The following is a 22148-nucleotide window of genomic DNA, read 5'->3' on the forward strand; positions in this document are numbered from 1 at the left end:
AGGTCGTCCCTCCGGATGTCAACATATGTCGATAAAACATCTCATGCTGGTGGGTCTGGTGGTACTGCTGGCAGCCTGCTCATCAAACAAGGCAAACGTACTGGATGAGTCTCTCAGCGAGTCCGAACTGTATGCGATGGCCCAGAGGAATCTGGATGCCAACAACTACAGCATGGCAATCGATTCGCTCCGCGCGCTGGAGTCGCGCTACCCCTTCGGCCGCTTTGCCGAACAGGCCCAGCTGGAGCTGATCTACGCCTACTACCAGAGCATGGAGCTGGAGGCCGCCAAGTCCTCGGCAGACCGTTTCATCCGTCTGCACCCGCAGCATCCCGATGTGGACTACGCCTACTACATGCGCGGCATGACCTCCTTCACCCGTGACCGCGGCCTGTTCGAGCGCTTCCTGCCGCTGGACATGACCCGCCGCGACCCGGGCGCCGCCCGCGACTCCTTCAACGAGTTTGCTCAGCTGGTCAGCCGCTACCCGGACAGCCGCTATGCGCCGGATGCCCGCCTGCGCATGGTCTACCTGCGCAACCTGCTGGCAGCCTACGACGCCCACGTCGGCCACTACTATCTCAAGCGTGGCGCCTATGTGGCGGCGGCCAACCGTGGCCGTTACATTGTCGAGAATTTCCAGCAAACCCCGGCGGTGGGTGACGGCCTGGCGCTGATGGTGGAAGCCTACCGCCGGCTGGCGATGGATGATCTGGCCGACAATGCCCTGCTGACCCTGCAGACCAACTACCCCGATCACCCGAGCCTGAAGGATGGCGAGTTCCGTCACCATGTGGAGCCGGCACAGAAGGATGCGGGCTGGTTCAAGTCCATGACCACCGGCCTGCTGGACAAGGCACTGACCCCGCCGTCGATGAACCGCGAGACACAGATGGAGCGGGAGATGGAGCAGCAGTACCAGAATGCCCGCAGCGCCCTGCCCAAGGACATCCGCGCACCCCAGCGGGAAGAGCAGCAGCCCAAGCGCTCGATCTGGAGCCGCATGACCTTCGGATTGTTTGACTGAAACGCTACCACCGGGGAGCGTCGAGCTTCCTCGTCGCGTTTCCTGGGAACGTCGAGCACCAGCTCGATGACGCGGACGAGCCAGTGCTCGTCCCTCCCAGGCAACCCCGGACTCCCCACTCCCGAGAACACGGAGCTTCCCGAAAACGTAGAACTCCCGGGAACGTCGAGCACCAGCTCGATGAAGTGGACGAGCCAGTGCTCGCCCCTCCCAGGCAACCCCGGACTCCCCACTCCCGAGAACACCGAGCTTCCCGGGAACGTCGAACTTCCTGGGAACGTCGAGCACCAGCTCGATGAAGTGGACGAGCCAGTGCTCGCCCCTCCCAGGCAACCCCCGGAACACCCTCCCAGCAACGTTGAACTCCGGGGAACGTCGAGCTTCCCGGGAACGTCGAGCACCAGCTCGATGACGCGGACGAGCCGATGCCCGTCCCTCCCGGGTCGCTGTTACCCCTCCAGCGCCCACCTGGCCGTAATCGGCAGCCGCCGATCTCGACCAAAGCCGCGCTGCGTCACTCGGGGGCCTATCGGCGCCTGGCGCCGCTTGTACTCGTTGCGGTCCACCAGGGTCAGCACCCTGTGCACCAGCTCCGCGTCGAAACCCGCTCTGACAATGTCGTCCGCCGACTGATCCTGCTCCACGTACAGGCGCAGTATCTCGTCCAGCACCGGATAGGGCGGCAGGGAATCCTCGTCCTTCTGCCCGGGCGCCAGCTCGGCTGACGGCGGGCGGTCGATGACCCGCTGCGGAATCACCGGTCCGAGGCTGTTACGGTACTCGGCCAGCCGATAGACCATGGTCTTGGGCACATCCTTGAGCACACAGAAGCCCCCGGCCATGTCGCCGTACAGGGTCGAGTAGCCCACCGCCGACTCGCTCTTGTTGCTGGTGGTCAGCACCAGGGCCCCGCTCTTGTTGGACAGGGCCATCAGCAACACGGCACGGCAGCGTGCCTGCAGGTTCTCCTCGGTGGTATCACGCTGAGTACCCTCGAACACCGGGGCCAGCGTCGCCATGAAGCTCTCTACCATGGGGGCGATCGGCAGTACCCGGTAGGTCACCCCCTGCTGGGTGGCCTGCTCGGCGGCATCATGGATGCTGATTTCCGAGGTGTAGTGGTAGGGCATCATCACCGCTTCCACCCGCTCCGCCCCAAGGGCATCCACCGCTACCGCCATGGTCAGGGCCGAGTCGATACCGCCGGACAGCCCCAGCAATACGCCCTTGAAGCCATTCTTGCCGATGTAGTCGCGAACGCCGACCACCAGCGCCTGATAGATGCTGGCCTCCAGCTCCGGCAGCGGCTCGAGCCGGCCCTGCTGCAATCGCACGCCCTGCTCGTCGAAGTCCACGTCCACCGCAAACAGCCCTTCGTCGTATGCCGGCGCACGCAGGGCAATATCCCCATTGGCCGCCATGGCCAGGGACCCGCCGTCGAATACCAGCTCGTCCTGCCCGCCGATCTGGTTGACATAGAGGACCGGCATGCCACCTTCGGCACAGCGCAGGCGCAGGGTGTCCTCCCGCTCGATCTGCTTGCCCATGTGGAACGGTGACGCATTGATATTGAGCATCAGCCTGGCTCCGGCCTCCCGCGCCTGCTGCATGGGCTCGGGGTGCCAGATATCCTCGCATACGCTCAGGGCCACCTTGAGCCCCTTGATCTCGGTGACGCAGGCGCTGTCGCCCTCGGCAAAGTAGCGCTTTTCGTCGAACACCTTGTAGTTCGGCAGCTTCTGCTTGTCGTAGGTCGCCTGCACCTGGCCATTGAACAGCAGCGCCGCGCGGTTGAAGCAGTGACCGTCCTGTTGCCAGGGGTAGCCGACCAGTATGTGGATGTCCGGCACCCGTTCGGCCAGCTCCGCCAACGCGCGCTCAATGCGCTGCTGCATGCTCGAACGCAGCAGCAGGTCCTCCGGCGGATAGCCGCACAGCGCCAGCTCGGGGAACATGATGGCATCCGCCTGCAGCTCATCCCGCGCGCGGATCGCCGCGTCCACCAGACGCTGCAGGTTGCCGTGAATATCACCGACCCGCAGGTTGAGTTGAGCCAAAACCATTCGCACACGGGCTGTCATCGCCGATCTCCTGTCTCGATAATGGGCATATTGTCGATCAAGCCCGAAGGCGTCGCAACGAGGGCGACAGATCTGTTTGGTACAGTGCCCCGGTGGGATACACTACGGGCTGTTTTCATAGGGACAACGGTACACATGGGCTTGATCAGGTTTCTCATTCTGTTGGCACTGGCCTACGTGGCCTACCTGCTGTGGCGTCGCTTCAAGGCGGCCAGGGCCGAATCGCGGCGCCACGACGCCCCCGAGCCAGAGCGTATGGTCCGCTGCGCCCAGTGTCAGTTGCATCTCCCGGAAAACCTGGCCCTGTACCAGGACGGCAAATGGTATTGCTGCAGCGAGCATCGCGATGTGGACCAGCGCACCTGATACGGTTGACTCCCAACGCCCGAAAATATTGCGTGTTTACAATATCTATCGGGTGGTACTGGGGTTCTTCCTCACCCTGCTGACCAGCTCCGCCCTGCGCGATGGGCTGATCGACCTGCGCAACGCGGACCTCTACGAGAGCCTCAGCTGGATCTACCTGATCGTCAACGTGCTCATCGCACTGTTGCTGCATCAGGGCAAGAAGGACATCCATCTGTTCGTGCTCGCTGCAGTGGATATCTTCCTCCTGTCCATGCTGTTCTACGCCGCTGGCGGCGCCGCCAGCGGTCTGGGCAACCTGCTGATCATACCGGTGGCCTCGGGCAACATCCTGCTGCATGGGCGCATCGGTCTGCTGCTGGCGGCACTGGCCAGCATGGCGCTCATCTACCTGACCTTCTTCCTCAGCCTCTCCGACCCCGCACTGAACCAGAACTACCTGCAGGTCGGCGTGCTGGGCTGCATCTATTTTGCCGTTGCCCTGTTCGTGCAGCGCCTGAGCCGCCGCCTGCGTCATTCGGAAAGCCTGGCTCAACAGCACGCCGCCAGCCTGGCCAGCCTGGAAAAGCTCAACCAGGTGATCATCCAGCGCATGCGTACCGGCATCATGGTGCTCAACAACAACCATCAGGTCCTGCTGGCCAATGAAGCGGCGGCGGAGATGCTGGGCAAGGCGGTGATCCGTGGCATGGAGCTGGACCGACTGGCACCGGAGCTGGGCCAGCGCCTGCGCCAGTGGCAGATCAACCCCTGCATCCGCGGTCTGCCCTTTCGCAATCACGTGGGCGGCGTTGAAATCATGGCCAGCTTCAAGCGCCTGCCCGAAGAGGACAACGAGTCGACCCTGGTATTTCTGGATGACAACACCGTGGTGGCGCAGCAGGCCCAGCAACTCAAGCTGGCTTCCCTGGGGCGGCTGACCGCCAGCATTGCCCACGAGATCCGCAACCCGCTCAGCGCCATCAGCCATGCGGCGCAGTTGCTGGCCGAATCCCCCAGCTTCCAGGACCAGGATCGCCGCCTCACCGACATCATCCAGCAGCATTCCCGCCGCATGAACCGGGTGATAGAAACCGTGCTGGAACTGTCCCGCCGCCGCCAGAGCGATCCCCAGCTGCTGGATCTGACCTTGTGGCTGGCGCATTTCGTCCGCGACTACGAGCTGGCCAATCCCAGCACCGACATCATCGAGTGCGAGTTCGAGAAGGAAGGCATACTCACCCGCATGGACCCGAACCAGCTCAACCAGGTGCTGACCAATCTCTGCCAGAACGCCTTCCGCTACAGCGGCGAACCCGGCAGCCCCCGCACCATCTGGCTGAAGCTGTATGAGGACCGGGAAAGCGGTCTGCCGATTCTCGAAGTGATAGATCACGGTCCCGGGATCGACGACCGCAACATACCCCAGGTCTTCGAGCCCTTCTTTACCACCGAAAGCACCGGCACGGGACTGGGCCTGTATATCTCCAGGGAACTGTGTGAGAGCAACCAGGCGCGACTGGAGTACCGGCGACTGGAACCCCGGGGCAGCTGCATGCGGATTGTCTTCGCCCACCCCAAACGACTGGTATGATGTCGGTCAGATAGTTTTTACGCACGGAGCATCCAGTGAACAAACCGCTGGCACTGATCATTGACGACGAGCCGGACATTCTCGAGCTTCTGGATCTGACCCTCGGCCGCATGAACGTCCAGACCCGAACGGCTACAACGGTTGCCGAAGCCCTCGACCTGCTGGCCCGACAGCAGTTTGATCTCTGCCTGACCGACATGCGCCTGCCCGATGGCGAAGGGCTGAGCATAGTCCGGCACATACAGCAGCATTACCCTGCCACCCCGGTGGCCATGATCACCGCCTACGGCAGCCTGGACACCGCCATCAACGCGCTCAAGTCCGGCGCCTTCGACTTCGTTACCAAACCGGTGGAACTGCAGCGTCTGCGCGAGCTGGTCAACACCGCCCTGCGCCTGGCCGGCCCCAGGCAGAAGGCCGACGCTGCCACTGCGGACGACGATCCCATCCTCGGAACCTCGCCGCCGATCCAGCAGATGCGGCGTCAGATCCTCAAGCTGGCCCGCAGCGAGGCGCCCATTTATATCAGTGGCGAGTCCGGCAGCGGCAAGGAGCTGGTGGCCCGGCGAATCCACGAGCTGGGTCCCCGTTCCTGTCACCCCTTCGTGCCGGTCAACTGCGGTGCCATTCCCTCCGAGCTGATGGAGAGCGAATTCTTCGGTCACCGCAAGGGCGCCTTCACCGGGGCCGTGGCGGACAAGCCAGGCCTGTTCCAGGCCGCCTGCGGAGGCACCCTGTTCCTCGACGAGGTGGCCGACCTGCCGCTGCCGATGCAGGTCAAGCTGCTGCGTGCGATCCAGGAAAAGGCCGTGCGCCCGGTCGGCACTCAACAGGAAGAAACGGTCAACGTCCGCCTGCTGTGCGCGACCCACAAGGATCTTGCCCTGGAAGTGGCCGAGGGCCGCTTCCGCCAGGATCTGTTCTACCGTCTCAATGTCATCGAGCTGCGCGTACCCCCGCTGCGTGAGCGGCGCGAGGATATCCCGCTGATGGTCCAGCACATACTGCAGCAACTTGCCGCTAGGGTCGGCGTGGAGCCGCCGAATGTTCACCCCGATTGCATGGAACGCCTGAGCAACTACCGCTTCCCCGGCAACGTGCGGGAACTGGAGAACATCCTCGAGCGCGCCTTCACCCTGTGCGACAACGACGTCATTACCGCGGCGGATATCCAGCTCAACACCGCCCCGGTTCCCGGCGACGAAACCGACCTGACCCAGATCGACTCGCTGGAGGACTTCCTTGATGACATCGAACGCAAGGCCCTGACCCAGGCCCTGGAAGAAACCCGCTGGAACAAGACCGCCGCCGCCCGCCGCCTCGGGCTGACCTTCCGCTCGCTGCGCTACCGGTTAAAGAAACTGGGGCTGGAGGATTGAACCGGCGGGACAGCCGTACCCGCCCCGGTGCGAACAGGTGCTCGCCCGGTTCGCACCGAGGCGGTGCTCCTACAATCGGGTCCAACCACCCCTTCGTAAATCGCCTGCCACCTCAGTCGTAGGAGCACCCGCCCCGGGTGCGAATAATTGCCGGCCCGCTTCGCACCAGGGGCGGTGCTCCTACAATCGGGCCCAACCACCTCGGTAAAATCGACCTCTGCACCTTCGCCGTAGGAGCACCCGCCCCGGGTGCGAACAAATGCCCGCCCCAATTCGCACCGAGGCGGTGCTCCTACAATTGAGCCCAACCACCCCGGTAAAATCGACCTCTGCACCTTCGCCGTAGGAGCACCCGCCCCGGGTGCGAACAAATGCCGGTCCGCTTCGCACCGGGGGCGGTGCTCCTACAATTGGGCCTAACCACCCCGGTAAAATCGGACCCTGCACCTTAGTCGTAGGAGCACCCGCCCCGGGTGCGAACAAATGCCCGCCCGCTTCGCACCGAGGGCGGTGCTCCTACAATTGAGCCCAACCACCCCGGTAAAACCGAACCTGCACCTTAGTCGTAGGAGCACCCGCCCCGGGTGCGAACAGGTGCCCTCCGCTAGCACGAACAGGGTCTGGAATCACCGCACTCCCCAGGCTGACACTTCAGCCCTTCCCCCACTAAACACCCGTTTGAATAGACCTAAAGCTTATGACACTCGGCGGAATAAAACGGGTATGATACGCGCAGTTTTTTGTAAGAGGCGACATGTTAATGACAGCAAAAGATGTAGACGTATTGCTTGTCGGTGGTGGCGTCATGAGCGCCACGCTCGGAATGTTGCTCAAACAGCTGGATCCGCATATGGCCATTACCCTGGTCGAACGTCTGGATCACGTTGCTCACGAGAGCACGGATGGCTGGAACAATGCCGGCACTGGGCACGCCGGTTACTGTGAGCTGAACTACACCCCCGAAGCCGATGATGGCAGCATCACTATCAACCGCGCGTTGTCTATCAATGCCAACTTCGAGGTGACCCTGCAGTTCTGGTCCCACCTCGTGGAGCAGCAGATACTGCCGGCGCCCACCAAGTTCATCAATCCCACCGCTCATCAGAGCTTCGTCTGGGGTGAAAAGGACGTTGCCTTCCTGCGCAAGCGGCATGAACTGCTCAGCGCCCATCACCTGTTCGCAGACATGCAGTACAGCGAGTCGCCGGAACAGATCGCCGAGTGGATGCCGCTGGTCATGCAGCAGCGCCAGCTCAATCAGCCCATCGCCGCCACCCGCGTGGAGTACGGCTCCGACGTCGACTTCGGCTCCCTGACCCGTAACATGGTCCGGCACCTCACCAGCCTGGACAACTTCCAGCTGCACCTGAGCCATTCGGTCAAGAGCCTGCGCAAGAGCAAGAGCGGTCGCTGGCGTGTCACCGTGCGCGACGAACAGAGCGGCGAAGACAAGGTATTCAAGGCTAACTTCGTGTTCCTCGGCGCCGGTGGCGGCGCCCTGCCCCTGCTGCAGAAGTCCGGGATCGACGAGAGCCAGGGATACGGCGGCTTCCCGGTCAGCGGTCAATGGCTGGTATGCAAGAAACAGGAAATCGTCGAGCAGCACCATTCCAAGGTGTACGGCAAGGCAGCCGTGGGCGCTCCGCCCATGTCGGTGCCCCACCTGGACACCCGGATCATCAACGGCCAGCCCGCACTGCTGTTCGGCCCCTTTGCCGGTTTCACTACCAAGTTCCTGAAAAAGGGCTCGGTGCTGGATCTGTTCACTTCGGTCAAGCCCAACAACCTGGCGCCGATGATGGCGGTGGGTCGCGACAACATGGACCTGACCCGTTATCTGATCGCCGAATCACTGCAGTCGCACAAGAGCCGTGTGGCCTCCCTGCGCAACTTCTTCCCTGACGCCAAGGAAGAAGACTGGACCCTGCAGAATGCCGGCATGCGGGTACAGATCATCAAGAAGGACGCCAAGGGCCACGGCAAGCTCGAGTTCGGTACCGAAATCGTCGCCGCGAAGGATGGCACCCTGGCTGCACTGCTGGGCGCCTCCCCCGGGGCCTCCACGGCGGTGCAGGCCATGATCGATGTGCTGGAGCGCTGCTTCCCCGAGCGCATGGCCTCAGCCCAATGGCAGAGCCGCATGAAGGAACTGGTGCCCTCCTATGGCCAGTCCCTGGTCGAGGACGCCGAACTGCTCAAGAAGGTGCGCGAGCGCACCCTGAGCACGCTGAACCTGCGTCGCGACTGAGCCACCTGCAGCAGGCGGGCCTCGGCCCGTCTGCCTGCGTTGATCAGAGATTCACCTCCATCTGTGCATCCCTCGCCTTCAGGCGGTCGAAGGCTTCATCCAGATCCTGTTTGAGCTGCTCTGCAAAGCCCGAATGCCGTGACAGCAGAAGCCGCATCGGCAATTCCACTACCGGCACCCAGGGCAAAGGTTCCATCTCCAGCGACCCCAGTGCCGACTGCACCTGGCTGCGATAATCCAGCAGATAATCCCCTCGCCCCTGCCTGAGCATCTTCACTGCCCCGGTATGTGAATTGCTGCGAAGAATCGCCAGATTGCGCGACGGATCTGCCAGCAGATTGCGCAGCTCCTCGGTATAGGTGTAGTTGGTGATGGTGATGACGCTGCCGTTACGCAGGTCATCCGGCCATACAGGGGGCGCCCGCCCCGGCAGGTAATAGAGGTTGATGCCGACATAGCCCAGATCGCGTTCGGTCTGGATGGTGTGCTCGATGAGCCCGGGCTTGTTGAAGATGCCCGGCCAGGCATGGATGCTGCCGTTTTCCAGCCCCCGCCAGATGCGCGCCGGCGGCAGTATCGACTTTCTTATCGGGTAGCCGGCCTCGGCGAAGATTCTCTCCACCATCTCCACGCCGCGACCGACCACCTCACCGGAGGGCGACAGCTCCGAGTACCCGGCAAGCCCGAGGAAAACCAGATTCACTTCCGGCTTGCCCTCGGCCCGCAGTACGCCCATCCCTGCCAGCATCAGTATCAGGCCGATTGCCGCGTTGCGCATGTCCTTATCTCCGCAGTCCCGATCATCCCAGCCTACCCAGCCCGGTATAAATTGCAATAAAAAACCCCCTGCCGGATTGCCGACAGGGGGTCTGAGCTACTGCGGGAGCAGTCGAATCAGTCGACGTACACCGGGAAGCGGGCGCAGATGGCCTTGACCTGATCGCGCACCCGATCCACCACGGACTCATCGCCCATGTTGTCCAGGATGTCGCAGATCCAGCCGGCCAGCTCGCGGCACTCGGCTTCCTTGAAACCACGGGTGGTAACGGCAGGAGTACCGATGCGCAGACCCGAGGTCACGAAGGGCGAACGGGGATCGTTCGGCACCGCGTTCTTGTTCACGGTGATGAAGGCGCGACCCAGGGCGGCGTCCGCATCCTTGCCGGTGATGTCCTGCTTGATCAGGGACAGCAGGAACAGGTGGTTCTGGGTGCCACCGGAAACCACGTCGAAGCCGCGCTCGATGAATACGCCGGCCATGGCCTGGGCATTCTTCACTACCTGCTGCTGGTAGGCCTTGAACTCGTCGCTCATGGCTTCCTTGAAGCAGATGGCCTTGGCAGCAATCACGTGCATCAGCGGACCACCCTGACCACCGGGGAATACGGCGGAGTTCAGCTTCTTCTCCAGCTCCTCGTTGGCACGGGCGAGGATCAGACCACCACGGGGGCCACGCAGGGTCTTGTGGGTAGTGGTGGTGACCACGTCAGCGTAGGGCACCGGGTTGGGGTAGACGCCAGCGGCGACCAGACCGGCCACGTGGGCCATGTCGACAAACAGGTAGGCACCGACCTTGTCAGCGATCTCGCGGAAGCGGGCGAAATCCAGAATCTGGGAATAGGCAGAGAAGCCGGCAATGATCATCTTCGGCTTGTGCTCGACCGCCAGGCGCTCGACCTCGTCGTAGTCGATCAGACCGGTCTCGGTGTCGATACCGTACTGGATGGCGTTGTACATCTTGCCGGAGAAGTTGACCGCTGCACCGTGGGTCAGGTGGCCACCGTGGGCCAGGCTCATGCCCAGTACGGTATCACCGGCCTGCAGCAGCGCCTGGAACACGGCACTGTTGGCCTGGGAGCCGGCATGGGGCTGAACGTTGGCGTAATCGGCACCGAACAGGGCCTTGGCACGGTCGATCGCCAGCTGCTCGGCCACGTCGACAAACTCACAGCCGCCGTAGTAACGCTTGCCCGGGTAACCTTCGGCATACTTGTTGGTGAGCACCGAACCCTGCGCCTGCATGACCGCAGGACTGGTGTAGTTCTCGGAAGCGATCAGCTCGATGTGCTCTTCCTGCCGCTGAGCTTCCTGCTGCATAGCAGACCACAGCTCGGGGTCGAAGGAGGCAATATCGTTGGAACGGCTAAACATGTCACGGCCCTCTGCCAGAGATGTACAAATAAAAAAGAGGCCGCATTTTACCTCAAACCGTTACAGACTGGCACATGAAAAGGATTCAGGCGGTCGAATGGTTGGGTTCATGGTGCCACATTTGCCCTCACCCCCGACTTCAGCTAGCCTTGCCCACCATTCCGCACCCGTTCGAGGTGCCACTCCCTCTACTTCGTAATCAAGGTTATTTCCACATGGCCCAATACGTATACAGCATGCATCGGGTGAGCAAGGTAGTGCCGCCCAAACGGCAGATCCTCAAGGACATTTCCCTGTCGTTCTTCCCCGGCGCCAAGATCGGCGTGCTCGGCCTCAACGGCGCGGGCAAATCCACGCTGCTGCGCATCATGGCCGGCGTTGACAAGGAGTTCGATGGCGAAGCCCGGCCCATGCCCGGGATCAAGGTCGGCTACCTGCCCCAGGAGCCGGAGCTGGATGCGGACAAGACCGTGCGCGAGATCGTCGAGGAGGCCGTGAGCGAGATCAAGGACGCCCAGGCCCGTCTGGATGAAGTCTACGCCGCCTATGCCGAGCCGGATGCGGACTTCGACGCCCTGGCCGCCGAGCAGGCCAGGCTGGAGGCCATCCTCCAGGCCGCCGATGGGCACAACCTCGACCGTCAGCTGGAAGTGGCCGCCGACGCCCTGCGGCTGCCGCCCTGGGATGCGGTGATCGGCCACCTGTCCGGTGGTGAGAAGCGCCGCGTCGCCCTGTGCCGTCTGCTGCTGTCCGCGCCGGACATGCTGCTGCTGGACGAACCCACCAACCACCTGGACGCCGACTCGGTCGCCTGGCTGGAGCGTTTCCTGCACGACTTCCCCGGCACCGTGGTAGCCATCACCCACGACCGTTACTTCCTCGACAACGTCGCCGGCTGGATCCTCGAGCTGGACCGCGGCCATGGTATCCCCTTCGAGGGCAACTACTCCCAGTGGCTGGAATCCAAGGCCGCGCGTCTGGAGCAGGAGGCCAAGCAGGAAGCCGCCCATGCCAAGGCCATGAAGGCCGAGCTGGAGTGGGTACGTCAGGGCGTGAAGGGGCGTCAGGCCAAGTCCAAGGCCCGTCTGCAACGCTTCGAAGAGATGCAGTCCCAGGAGTTCCAGAAGCGCAGCGAAACCAACGAGATCTATATTCCCGCCGGTCCGCGACTGGGTGACAAGGTCATCGAGCTGCACAACGTCACCAAGAGCTATGGCGACCGTGTGCTGATCGACGACCTGAGTCTGAGCATTCCCAAGGGCGCCATCGTGGGGGTGATCGGTGGCAACGGTGCAGGCAAGTCGACCCTGCTGCGCATGATCACCGGCAAGGAACAGCCCGACAGCGGTGAGATCATCATTGGTGAAACGGTGAAGATCGCCAGCGTGGATCAGAGCCGGGACAACCTGGATGGCAACAAGACCGTCTGGGAACAGGTCTCCGACGGCTTCGACATGATCACCGTGGGCAGCTACGAAGTGCCCTCCCGCGGCTACGTCGGACGCTTCAACTTCAAGGGCGCCGACCAGCAGAAGTTCGTCAAGGATCTGTCCGGCGGTGAACGCGGTCGTCTGCACCTGGCGCTGACGCTGAAGCAGGGCGGCAACGTGCTGCTGCTCGACGAACCCTCGAACGATCTGGACGTGGAAACCCTGCGCGCGCTGGAAGAGGCTCTGCTGGACTTTCCCGGCTCGGCCATCGTCATCTCCCACGACCGCTGGTTCCTTGACCGGATCGCCACCCACATCCTGTCCTACGAGGACGACGCCAAGGTGGTATTCTTCGAGGGCAACTACACCGAGTTCGAAGAAGACCGCAAGAAACGCCTGGGCGAGGCCGCTGCCCAGCCGCATCGCGTACGCTACAAGAAGCTGGCCTGAGAAAAGTCACATTTTTCGGGAACTTTTCTGGTGCATTGCCTGCGACCGAATGGCGCAGGCAATGCAGCCCTCCCGAATCAGAAAAAATTCTTGCAAAACAATCATATAGCATGAAAAACCCACCCCGGGGCGCGGGTGGCGCTGAGCTTTCTCCTCCAATCAATAGCGCAGAAAGGGTGCAGAAATTTCTTTCCCTGCTATTTCAGAGTGCACTCGCCTCTGATAAATTTGCGCCATTACGTCTTAAACTTGCAAAAAAGAGACTTCCATGACTGACACCCTGAACGCCTGCCTGGCGCACCTGAAGCTGCGCGATCCAGACCAACCCGAATTCCACCAGGCAGCCGAAGAGGTATTGTCCACACTGTGGCCGTTCCTGGAAGAAAACCCCAAGTACCTCAAGGCGGGCATCATCGAGCGCCTGATCGAGCCCGAGCGGGTCATCATGTTCCGCGTGCCGTGGATGGATGATAACGGTCAGGTTCACGTCAACCGCGGCTACCGCGTGCAGATGAACAGCGCTATCGGCCCGTACAAGGGCGGCCTGCGTTTCCACCCCTCGGTCAACCTGGGCGTGCTCAAGTTCCTGGCCTTCGAGCAGGTATTCAAGAACGCGCTGACCACCCTGCCCATGGGCGGCGGCAAGGGCGGCTCGGACTTCGACCCCAAGGGCAAGAGCAACGCTGAAGTAATGCGCTTCTGCCAGTCCTTCATGACCGAGCTGTCGCGCCACATCGGCGAGAATCTGGACATCCCCGCCGGTGACATCGGCGTCGGTGCCCGGGAGATCGGCTTCCTGTATGGCCAGTACAAGCGCCTGCGCAACGAATTCACTTCGGTACTGACCGGCAAGGGCCTGACCTACGGTGGCAGCCTGATCCGTCCCGAAGCAACCGGTTACGGCTGCGTGTATTTCACCGAGGAAATGCTCAAGGAGTGCAACCGCAGCTTCGAAGGCAAGCGCGTGGCGATTTCCGGTTCCGGCAACGTGGCGCAGTACGCGGCACTGAAGGCCATGGAACTGGGTGCCAGGGTCATTACCGTGTCCGACTCCGGCGGCACCCTGTACTTCCCCGAAGGCATGACCGCTGAGCACTGGCACTACCTGATGGACCTGAAGAACGAGCGGCGCGCACGCCTGCTGGACATGGCCAACGAGCTGCAGCTGGAATTCCTGGCCGGTCAGCGTCCCTGGCACCTGCCCTGCGACATCGCCCTGCCCTGCGCTACCCAGAACGAACTGAACGGTGATGACGCCCGCACGCTGGTCGCCAACGGCTGCTTCTGCGTCGCAGAAGGTGCCAACATGCCCTCCACCCTGGAGGCCATCGACGTGTTCCAGGAAGCCCGCATCCTGTTCGCACCTGGCAAGGCTGCCAACGCCGGCGGCGTAGCGGTAAGCGGCCTGGAAATGAGTCAGAACGCCATGCGCATGCAGTGGAGCGACGGCGAGGTGGATACCCGCCTGCACGCCATCATGCAGTCCATCCATTCTGCGTGCGAGCGCTACGGCAAGGGCCCGGACGGCTACATCGACTACGTCAAGGGCGCCAACATTGCCGGCTTCGTCAAGGTAGCCGACGCCATGCTGGCCCAGGGCGTGGTCTGACTCTGCCGGAGATCACCGGGGGTGTGGCGCGCCTGCGCTACGCCTGCGGACCCACCGCTGCAAATTGTCGCGCTCTTCTGTGCTGCGCCCTGCAGCGGCTATACTCAGCCCAATGCCCACTCCATCAGTGAGGGCCGCCATGCCTGATGACCGCCGCCGTTTCAGCCGTATCCCCTTCGATGCCCCCGTGCGTCTGCACCAGGAGGACTGGCATGCGGTGGCCGGGCTGGTGGATATTTCCCTGCGCGGTCTGCTGATACTCCAGCCGGATGGCTGGTCCCGGATCCAGCCTGATCAGCCGTTCCATGCCGTGATCGAACTATCACCTGTCGAGCATATCCATATGGACGTCCGCATGGCCTTCGCCCGCGAGGGACTGGTCGGGCTGGAGTGTCAACACATGGATCTGGACTCGATCAGCCACCTCAAGCGCCTGATCATGCTCAACCTGGGTGACGAGGCACTGGCCGAGCGCGAGCTGGCCGCCCTCTACCACTGACCCGCTCAGCTGGCCCGCAGCACCACGAACTTGTTGTTGCCCCCTACCTGCTCAACACGGCGGAAGAATCGTCGCAGCTTGACGTGGTAGCCCAGATGCCGGTTGCCCACCACCAGCAACGCACCGCCCTCGACCAGTGCCCGCCGGCTCTGCTGGAACAGGCGCATGGCGATCTCATCACCTATGACCTGCTGCTGGTGAAATGGCGGGTTGCACAGCACCAGATCGGCCGAGCCCGGCACAGCATCCAGCAGACCATCGGCGATCTGGAACTGCGCCTGCCGCCCGGGAAAGGCTGCGGCAAAGTTGTCCCGGGCCGAGGCCACCGCCACATAGGATTCGTCAATAAAGCGCAGCTGCGCATCGGGATTGTGCAGCGCGGCCTGGATACCCAGGGCGCCATTGCCGCAGCCCAGATCCACGATCCGTGCTGCCTTCACACCGACAGGGATGCAGGGCAGCAGCACCCGGGTCCCTATATCCAGTCGCTCCCGGGAGAAAACGCCGGGCCGGTTGGTCAGCAGAAAGCCGGTATCTGCCAGCTCGTACCGGGTGACCAGATCAGGAATCTCCGGTGCAGGGGCTTCACTGGTTGTGGCGATCAGCAGGCGGGACTTCTTCCAGGCCAGGCTTGCCTGATAGGGGCCGATATGGCGCTCCAGCAGATCACCCGCCGTGGGCGGCAGGTGCTTGAGCATGGCGCCCGCCACCACCGCCACGCCGGCACCCAGCAGCGGGCGCAGCCGGCTCAGCTGGTCCTCCAGCAGCGCCAGGCTCTTGGGAATGCGCAGCAGAACGCGGTCAACCGGCCCGATTGGCAGCTGCTGGCTGTCGACAAAGTCCACCTGATCGGCGGCCAATGTATTGCGTTCCAGATTCAGTCGCAGGGCCTGCTCGGCAAGAAAGGAGTCGCTCCAGCTGATGACCTGACAGCCGCCCCGGGCCAGGGCGCAGGCCAGACTGCCGAAGTTGTCATTGATCACCAGCACACGCCCGCCAGTCCCCGGATGGCACTGCTGCAGCATATGAAGGTCTGCCGCATCCCAGGCCTGCAGGGTTGGGTTGGCGGTCGGCGGATAGCGGTCGAGCGTCAGCACGCCGAAAGGAGTTTCACATTCTTGCATGGATTACCGGGGGTCGATTTCGGGGGCGCACAGTATACCCCAGCGCCGGGACCGACGGGCTGGCGGCGGCCCGGCTCGATATCGCCAACCACCACCGGATTTATTCGATGGTGACCGGTATAGTGAGCGCTGCACGAATTCCAACTGGATCAACGATGGCGAAGAACAAGCGACTCTACGGCTGCACCGAATGCGGTGCCACCTTCAGCAAATGGGCCGGCCAATGCTCGGAATGCCAGGCCTGGAACACACTGGTGGAGACGGTTATCGACACTACCCCGGTCGGCGGCAGCAGTGCCGGACGCAGCAGCCACTGGGCCGGCGAAGCCGCGCAGGTAAAGACCCTGGCCGAGGTCTCCACGGAGGAAACACCACGCCAGCCCAGCGGCTCCTCGGAACTGGACCGGGTACTGGGCGGTGGGCTGGTCAGCGGATCCGTGGTGCTGATCGGCGGCGATCCGGGTATCGGCAAATCCACCATATTGCTGCAGACCCTGTGTCAGCTGGCCCGCAGCATGCCCGCACTCTATGTGACCGGTGAGGAATCCCAGCAGCAGGTGGCCATGCGCGCCGAACGCCTCGGCCTGCCACGGGACCAGCTCAAGGTCATGACCGAGACCTGTATCGAGAACATCATAGCCACTGCCCGCCGTGAGCAGCCCCGAGTCATGGTGGTGGACTCCATCCAGACCATTTTCACAGAACAGTTACAGTCGGCCCCCGGCGGGGTCGCCCAGGTCCGCGAGAGCGCCGCCCTGCTGGTACGTTTCGCCAAACAGAGCGGCACAGCCATCTTCTTGGTCGGCCACGTGACCAAGGAAGGCTCCCTGGCCGGGCCCCGCGTACTGGAGCACATGGTCGACACAGTGCTCTATTTCGAGGGCGAATCCGATGGCCGTCTGCGCATGCTGCGTGCGGTGAAGAACCGCTTCGGCGCAGTCAACGAGCTCGGCGTCTTTGCCATGACCGACAAGGGCCTGAAGGAGGTAGCCAACCCCTCGGCGATCTTCCTGTCGCGCTACGACGCGCCCATCCCCGGCAGTGTGGTCATGTCTACCTGGGAAGGCTCACGACCCATGCTGGTGGAGGTGCAGGCACTGGTCGACACAAGCCATCTGGGCAACCCGCGGCGGGTGACCCTGGGGCTGGATCAGAACCGCCTGGCCATGCTGCTCGCCGTACTGCACCGCCACGGCGGGGTGGCCACCTATGATCAGGACGTATTCGTCAATGTGGTCGGCGGGGTCAAGGTGCTGGAAACCGCCGCCGACCTGGCGCTGCTTGCCGCGGTCATCTCCAGCCTGCGCAACCGCCCGCTACCGATGGATCTTATGGTATTCGGTGAACTGGGACTGTCCGGCGAGATCCGCCCGGTACCCAGCGGTCAGGAGCGCCTGAAGGAGGCAGCCAAGCATGGCTTCACCCGCGCCATAGTGCCCAAGGCCAACGCCCCCAAGGAGGCCCCCAAGGGCATGCAGGTGGTTGCCGTCACCCGCCTGGATGAAGCGCTGGGGGTGCTGTTCGAGTAGGAGCACCCGCTCCGGGTGCGAACAACGGCCGGCTCGGTGTTCTGGCTTTACCCTTCGCACCGAGGGCGGTGCTCCTACAATCAACACACGCCTCTCCTGTAGGAGCACCCGCCCCGGGTGCGAACAACGGCTGGCTCGGTGTTCTGGCTTCACCCTTCGCACCGGGGGCGGTGCTCCTACAATCATGCACGCGCCTCCTGCGTAGGAGCACCCGCCCCGGCTGCGAACAACGGCCGGCTCGGTATTCTGGCTTCACCCTTCGCACCGAGGGCGGTGCTCCTGCAATCAACACACGCCTCTCCTGTAGGAGCACCCGCCCCGGGTACGAACAACGGCCGGCTCGGTGTTCTGGCTTTACCCTTCGCACCGAGGGCGGTGCTCCTACAATCAACACGTGCCCCTCCTGTAGGAGCACCCGCCCCGGGTGCGAACAAGGGCCGGCTCGGTGTTCTGGCTTCACCCTTCGCACCGGGGGCGGTGCTCCTACAATCAACACACCCCTCCACCGTAGGAGCACCCGCCCCGGGTGCGAACAACGGCCGGCTCGGTGCTCTGGCTTCACCCTTCGCACCGGGGGCGGTGCTCCTACAATCAGCACGCGCCTCCTGCGTAGGAGCACCCGCCCCGGGTGCGAACAACGGCCGGCTCGGTGTTCTGGCTTCACCCTTCGCACCGGGGGCGGTGCTCCTGCAATCAACACACGCCTCTCCTGTAGGAGCACCCGCCCCGGGTGCGAACAACGGCCGGCTCGGTGTTCTGGCTTCACCCTTCGCACCGGGGGCGGTGCTCCTACAATCAAACACGAACCCACCGTAGGAGCACCCGCCCCGGGTGCGAACAACGGCTGGCTCGGTGTTCTGGCTTCACCCTTCGCACCGAGGGCGGTGCTCCTACAATCAGCACGCGCCAACCGTAGGAGCACCCGCCCCGGGTGCGAACGGGGTGATGGACGATCCCCGTCGCAGTTGCCCACACAATCTGTGGATAACTCTGTGAGCAGCCTAGGAGCAACTGCCGCTGGGCCACGCCACGACAGGCTGTGAGGCAATTCGTTCAAAAAATGGACAACCCCGACCGGCTGGTCTCAAAAAGGGGGGCAGCTGCAGCTCAAAGCCGCACCATTACGGGGCTGCCGCCTCGCTGATAAGAAAAAAGGTCGACTGGTTCACGGATCACCGGAAAGGGTGATTGACAGCAATTCACGCCAGCAGAGCCAACAGGGTAATCCACACAAACTGTGGATAACCCTGTGAGCATTCATGGGAAATACAGCGCGAACGCTTGTCAGCTCTGGCTTGGAAAGGGCTGATCAGGGTTTGAGCAGGGGCTCGATGCCGGGCGCTTCGCCGGGGCTTTCCCGGTCATCATGCTGGTTGCGCTGGCTGATCGCCTGGAGTCGTCGTACCACCCGGTCATTGATGGAGCCGGCGGGGAAGTTGCCGTCCTCATCCGGCTCTCCGGCGTCCTCCCCGGCCAGCAGACTCAGCGCCTGATCGACGTTATCCACCGCGTAGATATGGAACAGTCCCTCGCGTGCTGCATCCAGTACCGTCTGATGCAGCATCAGATTGGGTACATTGGAGCGGGGAATGATCACCCCCTGCTCCCCGGTCAGGCCGCGGGCCTGACACAGGCGGAAGAAGCCCTCGATCTTGACGTTGACCCCGCCGATGGCCTGGACCTCGCCGAACTGGTTGATCGAGCCGGTGATGGCGAAGCACTGCTTGAGCGGTACCTTGGCCAAGGCGGAGATCAGTGCGCAGACCTCGCCCAGCGAGGCGCTGTCGCCGTCGATATAGCCGTAGGATTGCTCAAGGGCGATGCTCGCGGAGATCTCCAGCTCATGATCCTGCGCGTAGCGGCTGCCCAGATAGCCGGTGAGGATCATCACCCCCTTTGAGTGGATGGGCTGACCAAGATTGACCTCCCGCTCGATATCCACGATGCCGCTGCTGCCCGGATACACCGTGGCACTGATGCGGGCCGGCACGCCGAACACCGAATCACCGATGGCCAGCACCGTCAGGCCGTTGCACTTGCCCACAGCGGCGCCGTCGGTATCGATGAGGATGACGCCGGACAGCATGTCCTCGCGAATCCGCGCGCTGGCTCGGCCGGTGCGGTTCTCCTTGGCCTGCAGCGCGCGCTCGATATGGCCGGTGTCGGTGATGCGGTCGCCGGCCAGCTCCCGCACCAGATCCGCTTCGGCTACCAGCTGGAAAATGTCGCTGATGCTGGCGGACAGGTGCTGCTGGTGTTCAGCCAGGCGCGCACTGTAGGTCAGGATGCGGGCCACCGCAGCGACGGTCAGAGGAGCCATGCCTTCCTCGTCGACGCGGGTCTTGAGCAACTGGGCCATGCCCTCGATGCTGTCGGGTGTACGTGGCAGGTGGTCATCGAAGTCCACCAGCACGCGGAACAGCTCCTGAAAGTCCGGATCGTAATCCTGCAGCATGTAGTAGGCGCGCCGCGATCCGATCAGCACCACCTTCACCGACAGCGGAATCACCTGGGGCGTCAGGGTGACCGTGGTCAGCCGACCGAGGTCCGCCCAGGGTGATTCCATCTTCAGCTGGCGGGAATGCAGCGCCCGTTTGAGCGCCTCCCAGGCGAAGGGTTCGGCCAGCAGCTTGTCAGCCTCCAGGACCAGGTAACCGTAGTTCGCCCGGTGCAGCGCACCGGCACGGATATTTCGGTAGCTGGTGACCAGCGCCCCCTGCTCGGAGGTGTATTCCACCCGTCCGAACAGGTTGTCATAGGACGGGTGCGGCTCGTGGACCACAGGCGCCCCCGGTGAACCGCTGTGCTCGACGATGACGTTGGGACTGTAATGGTCGATCAGGGCCGCTTTCTTCACCGCATCGGAGCGCAACTCGGCGCGCTCGTCGACCAGCAGCTCCACCACCACCTTGAGCAGGTTCTGGTGTACAGCCTGGATGTACTCGCACATCGCCGGGTTGTCGCAGTAGCGTTCGGTCAATGGCACCAGCAGTGGGTTGAGCGCCTCGGTAATGGTTTGCTCGTTCAGCTCGCGCAGCTCGTTGCTGGACTCGCGCTTCCATTGCGGCAGGCTGGACAGTGCCTCGCTGAGCAGATCCTCGAGTTCGGCAATATCGGCGTGGTAGCGCTCGCGCTCGGCCTCGGGCAACTGTGCGAACTCGGCCTCCTCCAATCCCCTGCCCTCACGGATGGGGGTGAACGCCAGGTTGCCGTTGTCCCGGTAGAGCATGATGTTGCGTTCCAGGGCCTGACGTTCGACGCTCTCTATGGCGGCGTCATAGCGGCGGTTGAATTTCTGGTCGATGGCGTTCTTCTTCTGCTGGAAGGCCGGGTGCTCGAAGGCCGCCGGAAAGGTCGCCAGCAGGTTGTCCACCAGATTCTCGATGTCTTCGACGAAGCGCCCGGAGGTCCCGGCAGCCATATGCAGCGCACGGGGTGCACGGCTCTCCTCGAAATTGTTGACGTAGGCGCAGTCCTGCGGCGTCGGCATGCGCTTGGCCTCCGCCTTCAGATAGCGCATGGCATAGGAAAAACGCCCGGTACCCGGTTCACCCATGACGAACATGTTGTAACCGGCGCGCTTCATGGCCACCCCGAAATGCATGGCTTCGACGGCCCGATCCTGACCGAGGATGCCCTTGAAGGGCTCCAGATCATCAGTGGTGGAAAAGCCCAGGCTCTCCAGATCGATCGGAACAGTCAGCTGCTCTGGCAGCAAACGAAGCGGACCGGATTTGCTCATCAAACTTCCTTTGGTAACGAGGTGAATGGGATCAGTGTAAACCAGTATCCGAGCCCGGACCTGCGGCCGGGTTGGCGAACCGGCGTACCAGCTCGCGCACCAGCGGCTTCATGAAGAAGCTCTGCTCGGGCATCAGATCCACCTCAACACCGCGATCGCGCAGCTCTTCGGCCACGACGGGGCCGACCGCGGCAACGGCCACCCCTCTCAGAATTGAAACCAGCTGCGTTTCGCCGACACTGCGCCGACCGATCTGGAACAGCCGGCGAACCTGGGTAGCGCTGGTAAAGGCAATGGCATCCAGTGTGCCGGAGCCCAGCTCCTGTATCAGCTCCTCCACCTGCCGATTTTCCACATCGTCGGCGTAGACGTAGGGGGCCACCGGCGCGGTCACCGCCCCGGCCTGACGGAGGAAATCCATCAGTGTCGGGTTGGGATCAGTCCCGTAGAGCTGCACGGCAATCCGCCGTCCCTGCAGGTTCTCGTCCGCCAGGGTGCGGATCACGCCTTCGGTGGTCGGCTCCACCGCTACCAGGTCAGCCTTGAGACCGATAGTGCGCAGCGCTGCACCGGGTTTGGGGCCGCGGGTGATCTTGCGTACCTGCGCCAGCCGGGCGATGAAATCCTCGCGCAGGGTGCCTCCGGCTCGCTCGGCGGCAGCGAGCAGCCGGCGGATACCCTCACCGGTCAGGGCAATGAAGTCATCCCAGGGCTCATTGGTGAAACGGACCAGCCACTCCTGGACCGGCTGCTGGTCGGGGGCGTCATGGATGGAGACCAGCGGGCAGCGCAATACCTGAGCACCACGTTTGAGCAGCATATCGGCAAACAGATCAAGTTCACGGCTCTCGGGCAGGGCGATACGGCGCCCGCTGAGGGGCAGATTGTCAGACATGGCAAGCATCCGTTCCGGGAATCACAGGGGGTCAATGCTAACCGG

Annotated in this window: 15 protein-coding genes; 9 read left to right on the forward strand and 6 right to left on the reverse strand. The window is 63.1% G+C overall.

Translation table 11 applies throughout. The features are described from left to right. Positions 1-25 precede the first annotated feature (25 nt). Entirely contained in the window at positions 26-1027 is a 1002-nt protein-coding gene (locus BM046_RS07100; RefSeq protein WP_090538385.1) for an outer membrane protein assembly factor BamD, read from the forward strand. A gap of 449 nt (positions 1028-1476) precedes the next feature. Here BM046_RS07100 and BM046_RS07105 read toward each other — a convergent pair whose 3' ends face one another. Further along, a complete protein-coding gene (locus BM046_RS07105; RefSeq protein ID WP_090538386.1) occupies positions 1477-3108 on the reverse strand; it encodes an NAD+ synthase in 1632 nt (543 codons plus the stop codon). 135 nt (positions 3109-3243) lie between these two features. On the opposite strand from BM046_RS07105, the gene BM046_RS07110 reads away from it, so the two are divergent. The 4 genes from BM046_RS07110 to mqo all read left to right on the forward strand — a co-directional run bounded on the left by BM046_RS07110 (position 3244) and on the right by mqo (position 8674). Beyond that, complete coding sequence (locus tag BM046_RS07110; RefSeq protein WP_090538387.1) at positions 3244-3474, forward strand: PP0621 family protein; 231 nt, start codon at positions 3244-3246, stop codon at positions 3472-3474. Further along, complete coding sequence (locus BM046_RS07115; RefSeq protein WP_090538388.1) at positions 3455-5047, forward strand: sensor histidine kinase; 1593 nt, start codon at positions 3455-3457, stop codon at positions 5045-5047. The genes BM046_RS07110 and BM046_RS07115 overlap by 20 nt, the downstream gene beginning before the upstream one ends. Before the next feature lie 35 nt (positions 5048-5082). Continuing rightward, positions 5083-6426 (forward strand): sigma-54-dependent transcriptional regulator, encoded by a 1344-nt coding sequence (locus BM046_RS07120; RefSeq protein ID WP_090538389.1) that lies wholly within the window; start codon positions 5083-5085, stop codon positions 6424-6426. A gap of 760 nt (positions 6427-7186) precedes the next feature. Next, positions 7187-8674: a malate dehydrogenase (quinone) gene (gene mqo, locus BM046_RS07125; protein WP_090538390.1), complete on the forward strand. Its 1488-nt coding sequence runs from the start codon at positions 7187-7189 to the stop codon at positions 8672-8674. 43 nt (positions 8675-8717) lie between these two features. On the opposite strand, the gene BM046_RS07130 is transcribed toward mqo, so the two are convergent. Continuing rightward, entirely contained in the window at positions 8718-9452 is a 735-nt protein-coding gene (locus tag BM046_RS07130) for a substrate-binding periplasmic protein (protein ID WP_090538391.1), read from the reverse strand. A 116-nt stretch (positions 9453-9568) separates the two neighbouring features. After that, on the reverse strand, positions 9569-10825 hold the full coding sequence (gene glyA, locus BM046_RS07135; RefSeq protein WP_090538392.1) for a serine hydroxymethyltransferase: 1257 nt from the start codon (positions 10823-10825) through the stop codon (positions 9569-9571). 215 nt (positions 10826-11040) lie between these two features. On the opposite strand from glyA, the gene ettA reads away from it, so the two are divergent. The 3 genes from ettA to BM046_RS07150 all read left to right on the forward strand — a co-directional run bounded on the left by ettA (position 11041) and on the right by BM046_RS07150 (position 14813). Next, entirely contained in the window at positions 11041-12705 is a 1665-nt protein-coding gene (ettA, locus tag BM046_RS07140) for an energy-dependent translational throttle protein EttA (protein WP_090538393.1), read from the forward strand. A gap of 268 nt (positions 12706-12973) precedes the next feature. Then, a complete protein-coding gene (gene gdhA / locus BM046_RS07145; RefSeq protein ID WP_090538394.1) occupies positions 12974-14314 on the forward strand; it encodes an NADP-specific glutamate dehydrogenase in 1341 nt (446 codons plus the stop codon). 139 nt (positions 14315-14453) lie between these two features. Further along, positions 14454-14813, forward strand: coding sequence for a PilZ domain-containing protein (locus BM046_RS07150; protein ID WP_090538395.1), 360 nt, complete (start codon positions 14454-14456; stop codon positions 14811-14813). Positions 14814-14818: 5 nt separating this feature from the next. Here the strand turns inward: BM046_RS07150 and BM046_RS07155 are convergent, their stop codons facing one another. Further along, positions 14819-15937 carry a methyltransferase gene (locus BM046_RS07155; protein WP_090538396.1) on the reverse strand — a complete coding sequence of 373 codons (1119 nt, stop codon included), beginning with the start codon at positions 15935-15937 and terminating at the stop codon, positions 14819-14821. Between the two features lie 155 nt (positions 15938-16092). Here BM046_RS07155 and radA point away from each other — a divergent pair, with 155 nt between their 5' ends. Next, complete coding sequence (gene radA / locus BM046_RS07160) at positions 16093-17466, forward strand: DNA repair protein RadA (protein ID WP_090538397.1); 1374 nt, start codon at positions 16093-16095, stop codon at positions 17464-17466. Between the two features lie 1309 nt (positions 17467-18775). Here radA and BM046_RS07165 read toward each other — a convergent pair. Beyond that, entirely contained in the window at positions 18776-21208 is a 2433-nt protein-coding gene (locus BM046_RS07165; RefSeq protein ID WP_090538398.1) for a Lon protease family protein, read from the reverse strand. A 31-nt stretch (positions 21209-21239) separates the two neighbouring features. After that, a complete protein-coding gene (locus BM046_RS07170; protein ID WP_218150010.1) occupies positions 21240-22103 on the reverse strand; it encodes a uroporphyrinogen-III synthase in 864 nt (287 codons plus the stop codon). Between the last annotated feature and the right edge of the window lie 45 nt (positions 22104-22148).

The organism is Halopseudomonas formosensis, from assembly GCF_900115905.1.
GTDB classification, from domain to species: Bacteria; Pseudomonadota; Gammaproteobacteria; order Pseudomonadales; family Pseudomonadaceae; genus Halopseudomonas; species Halopseudomonas formosensis.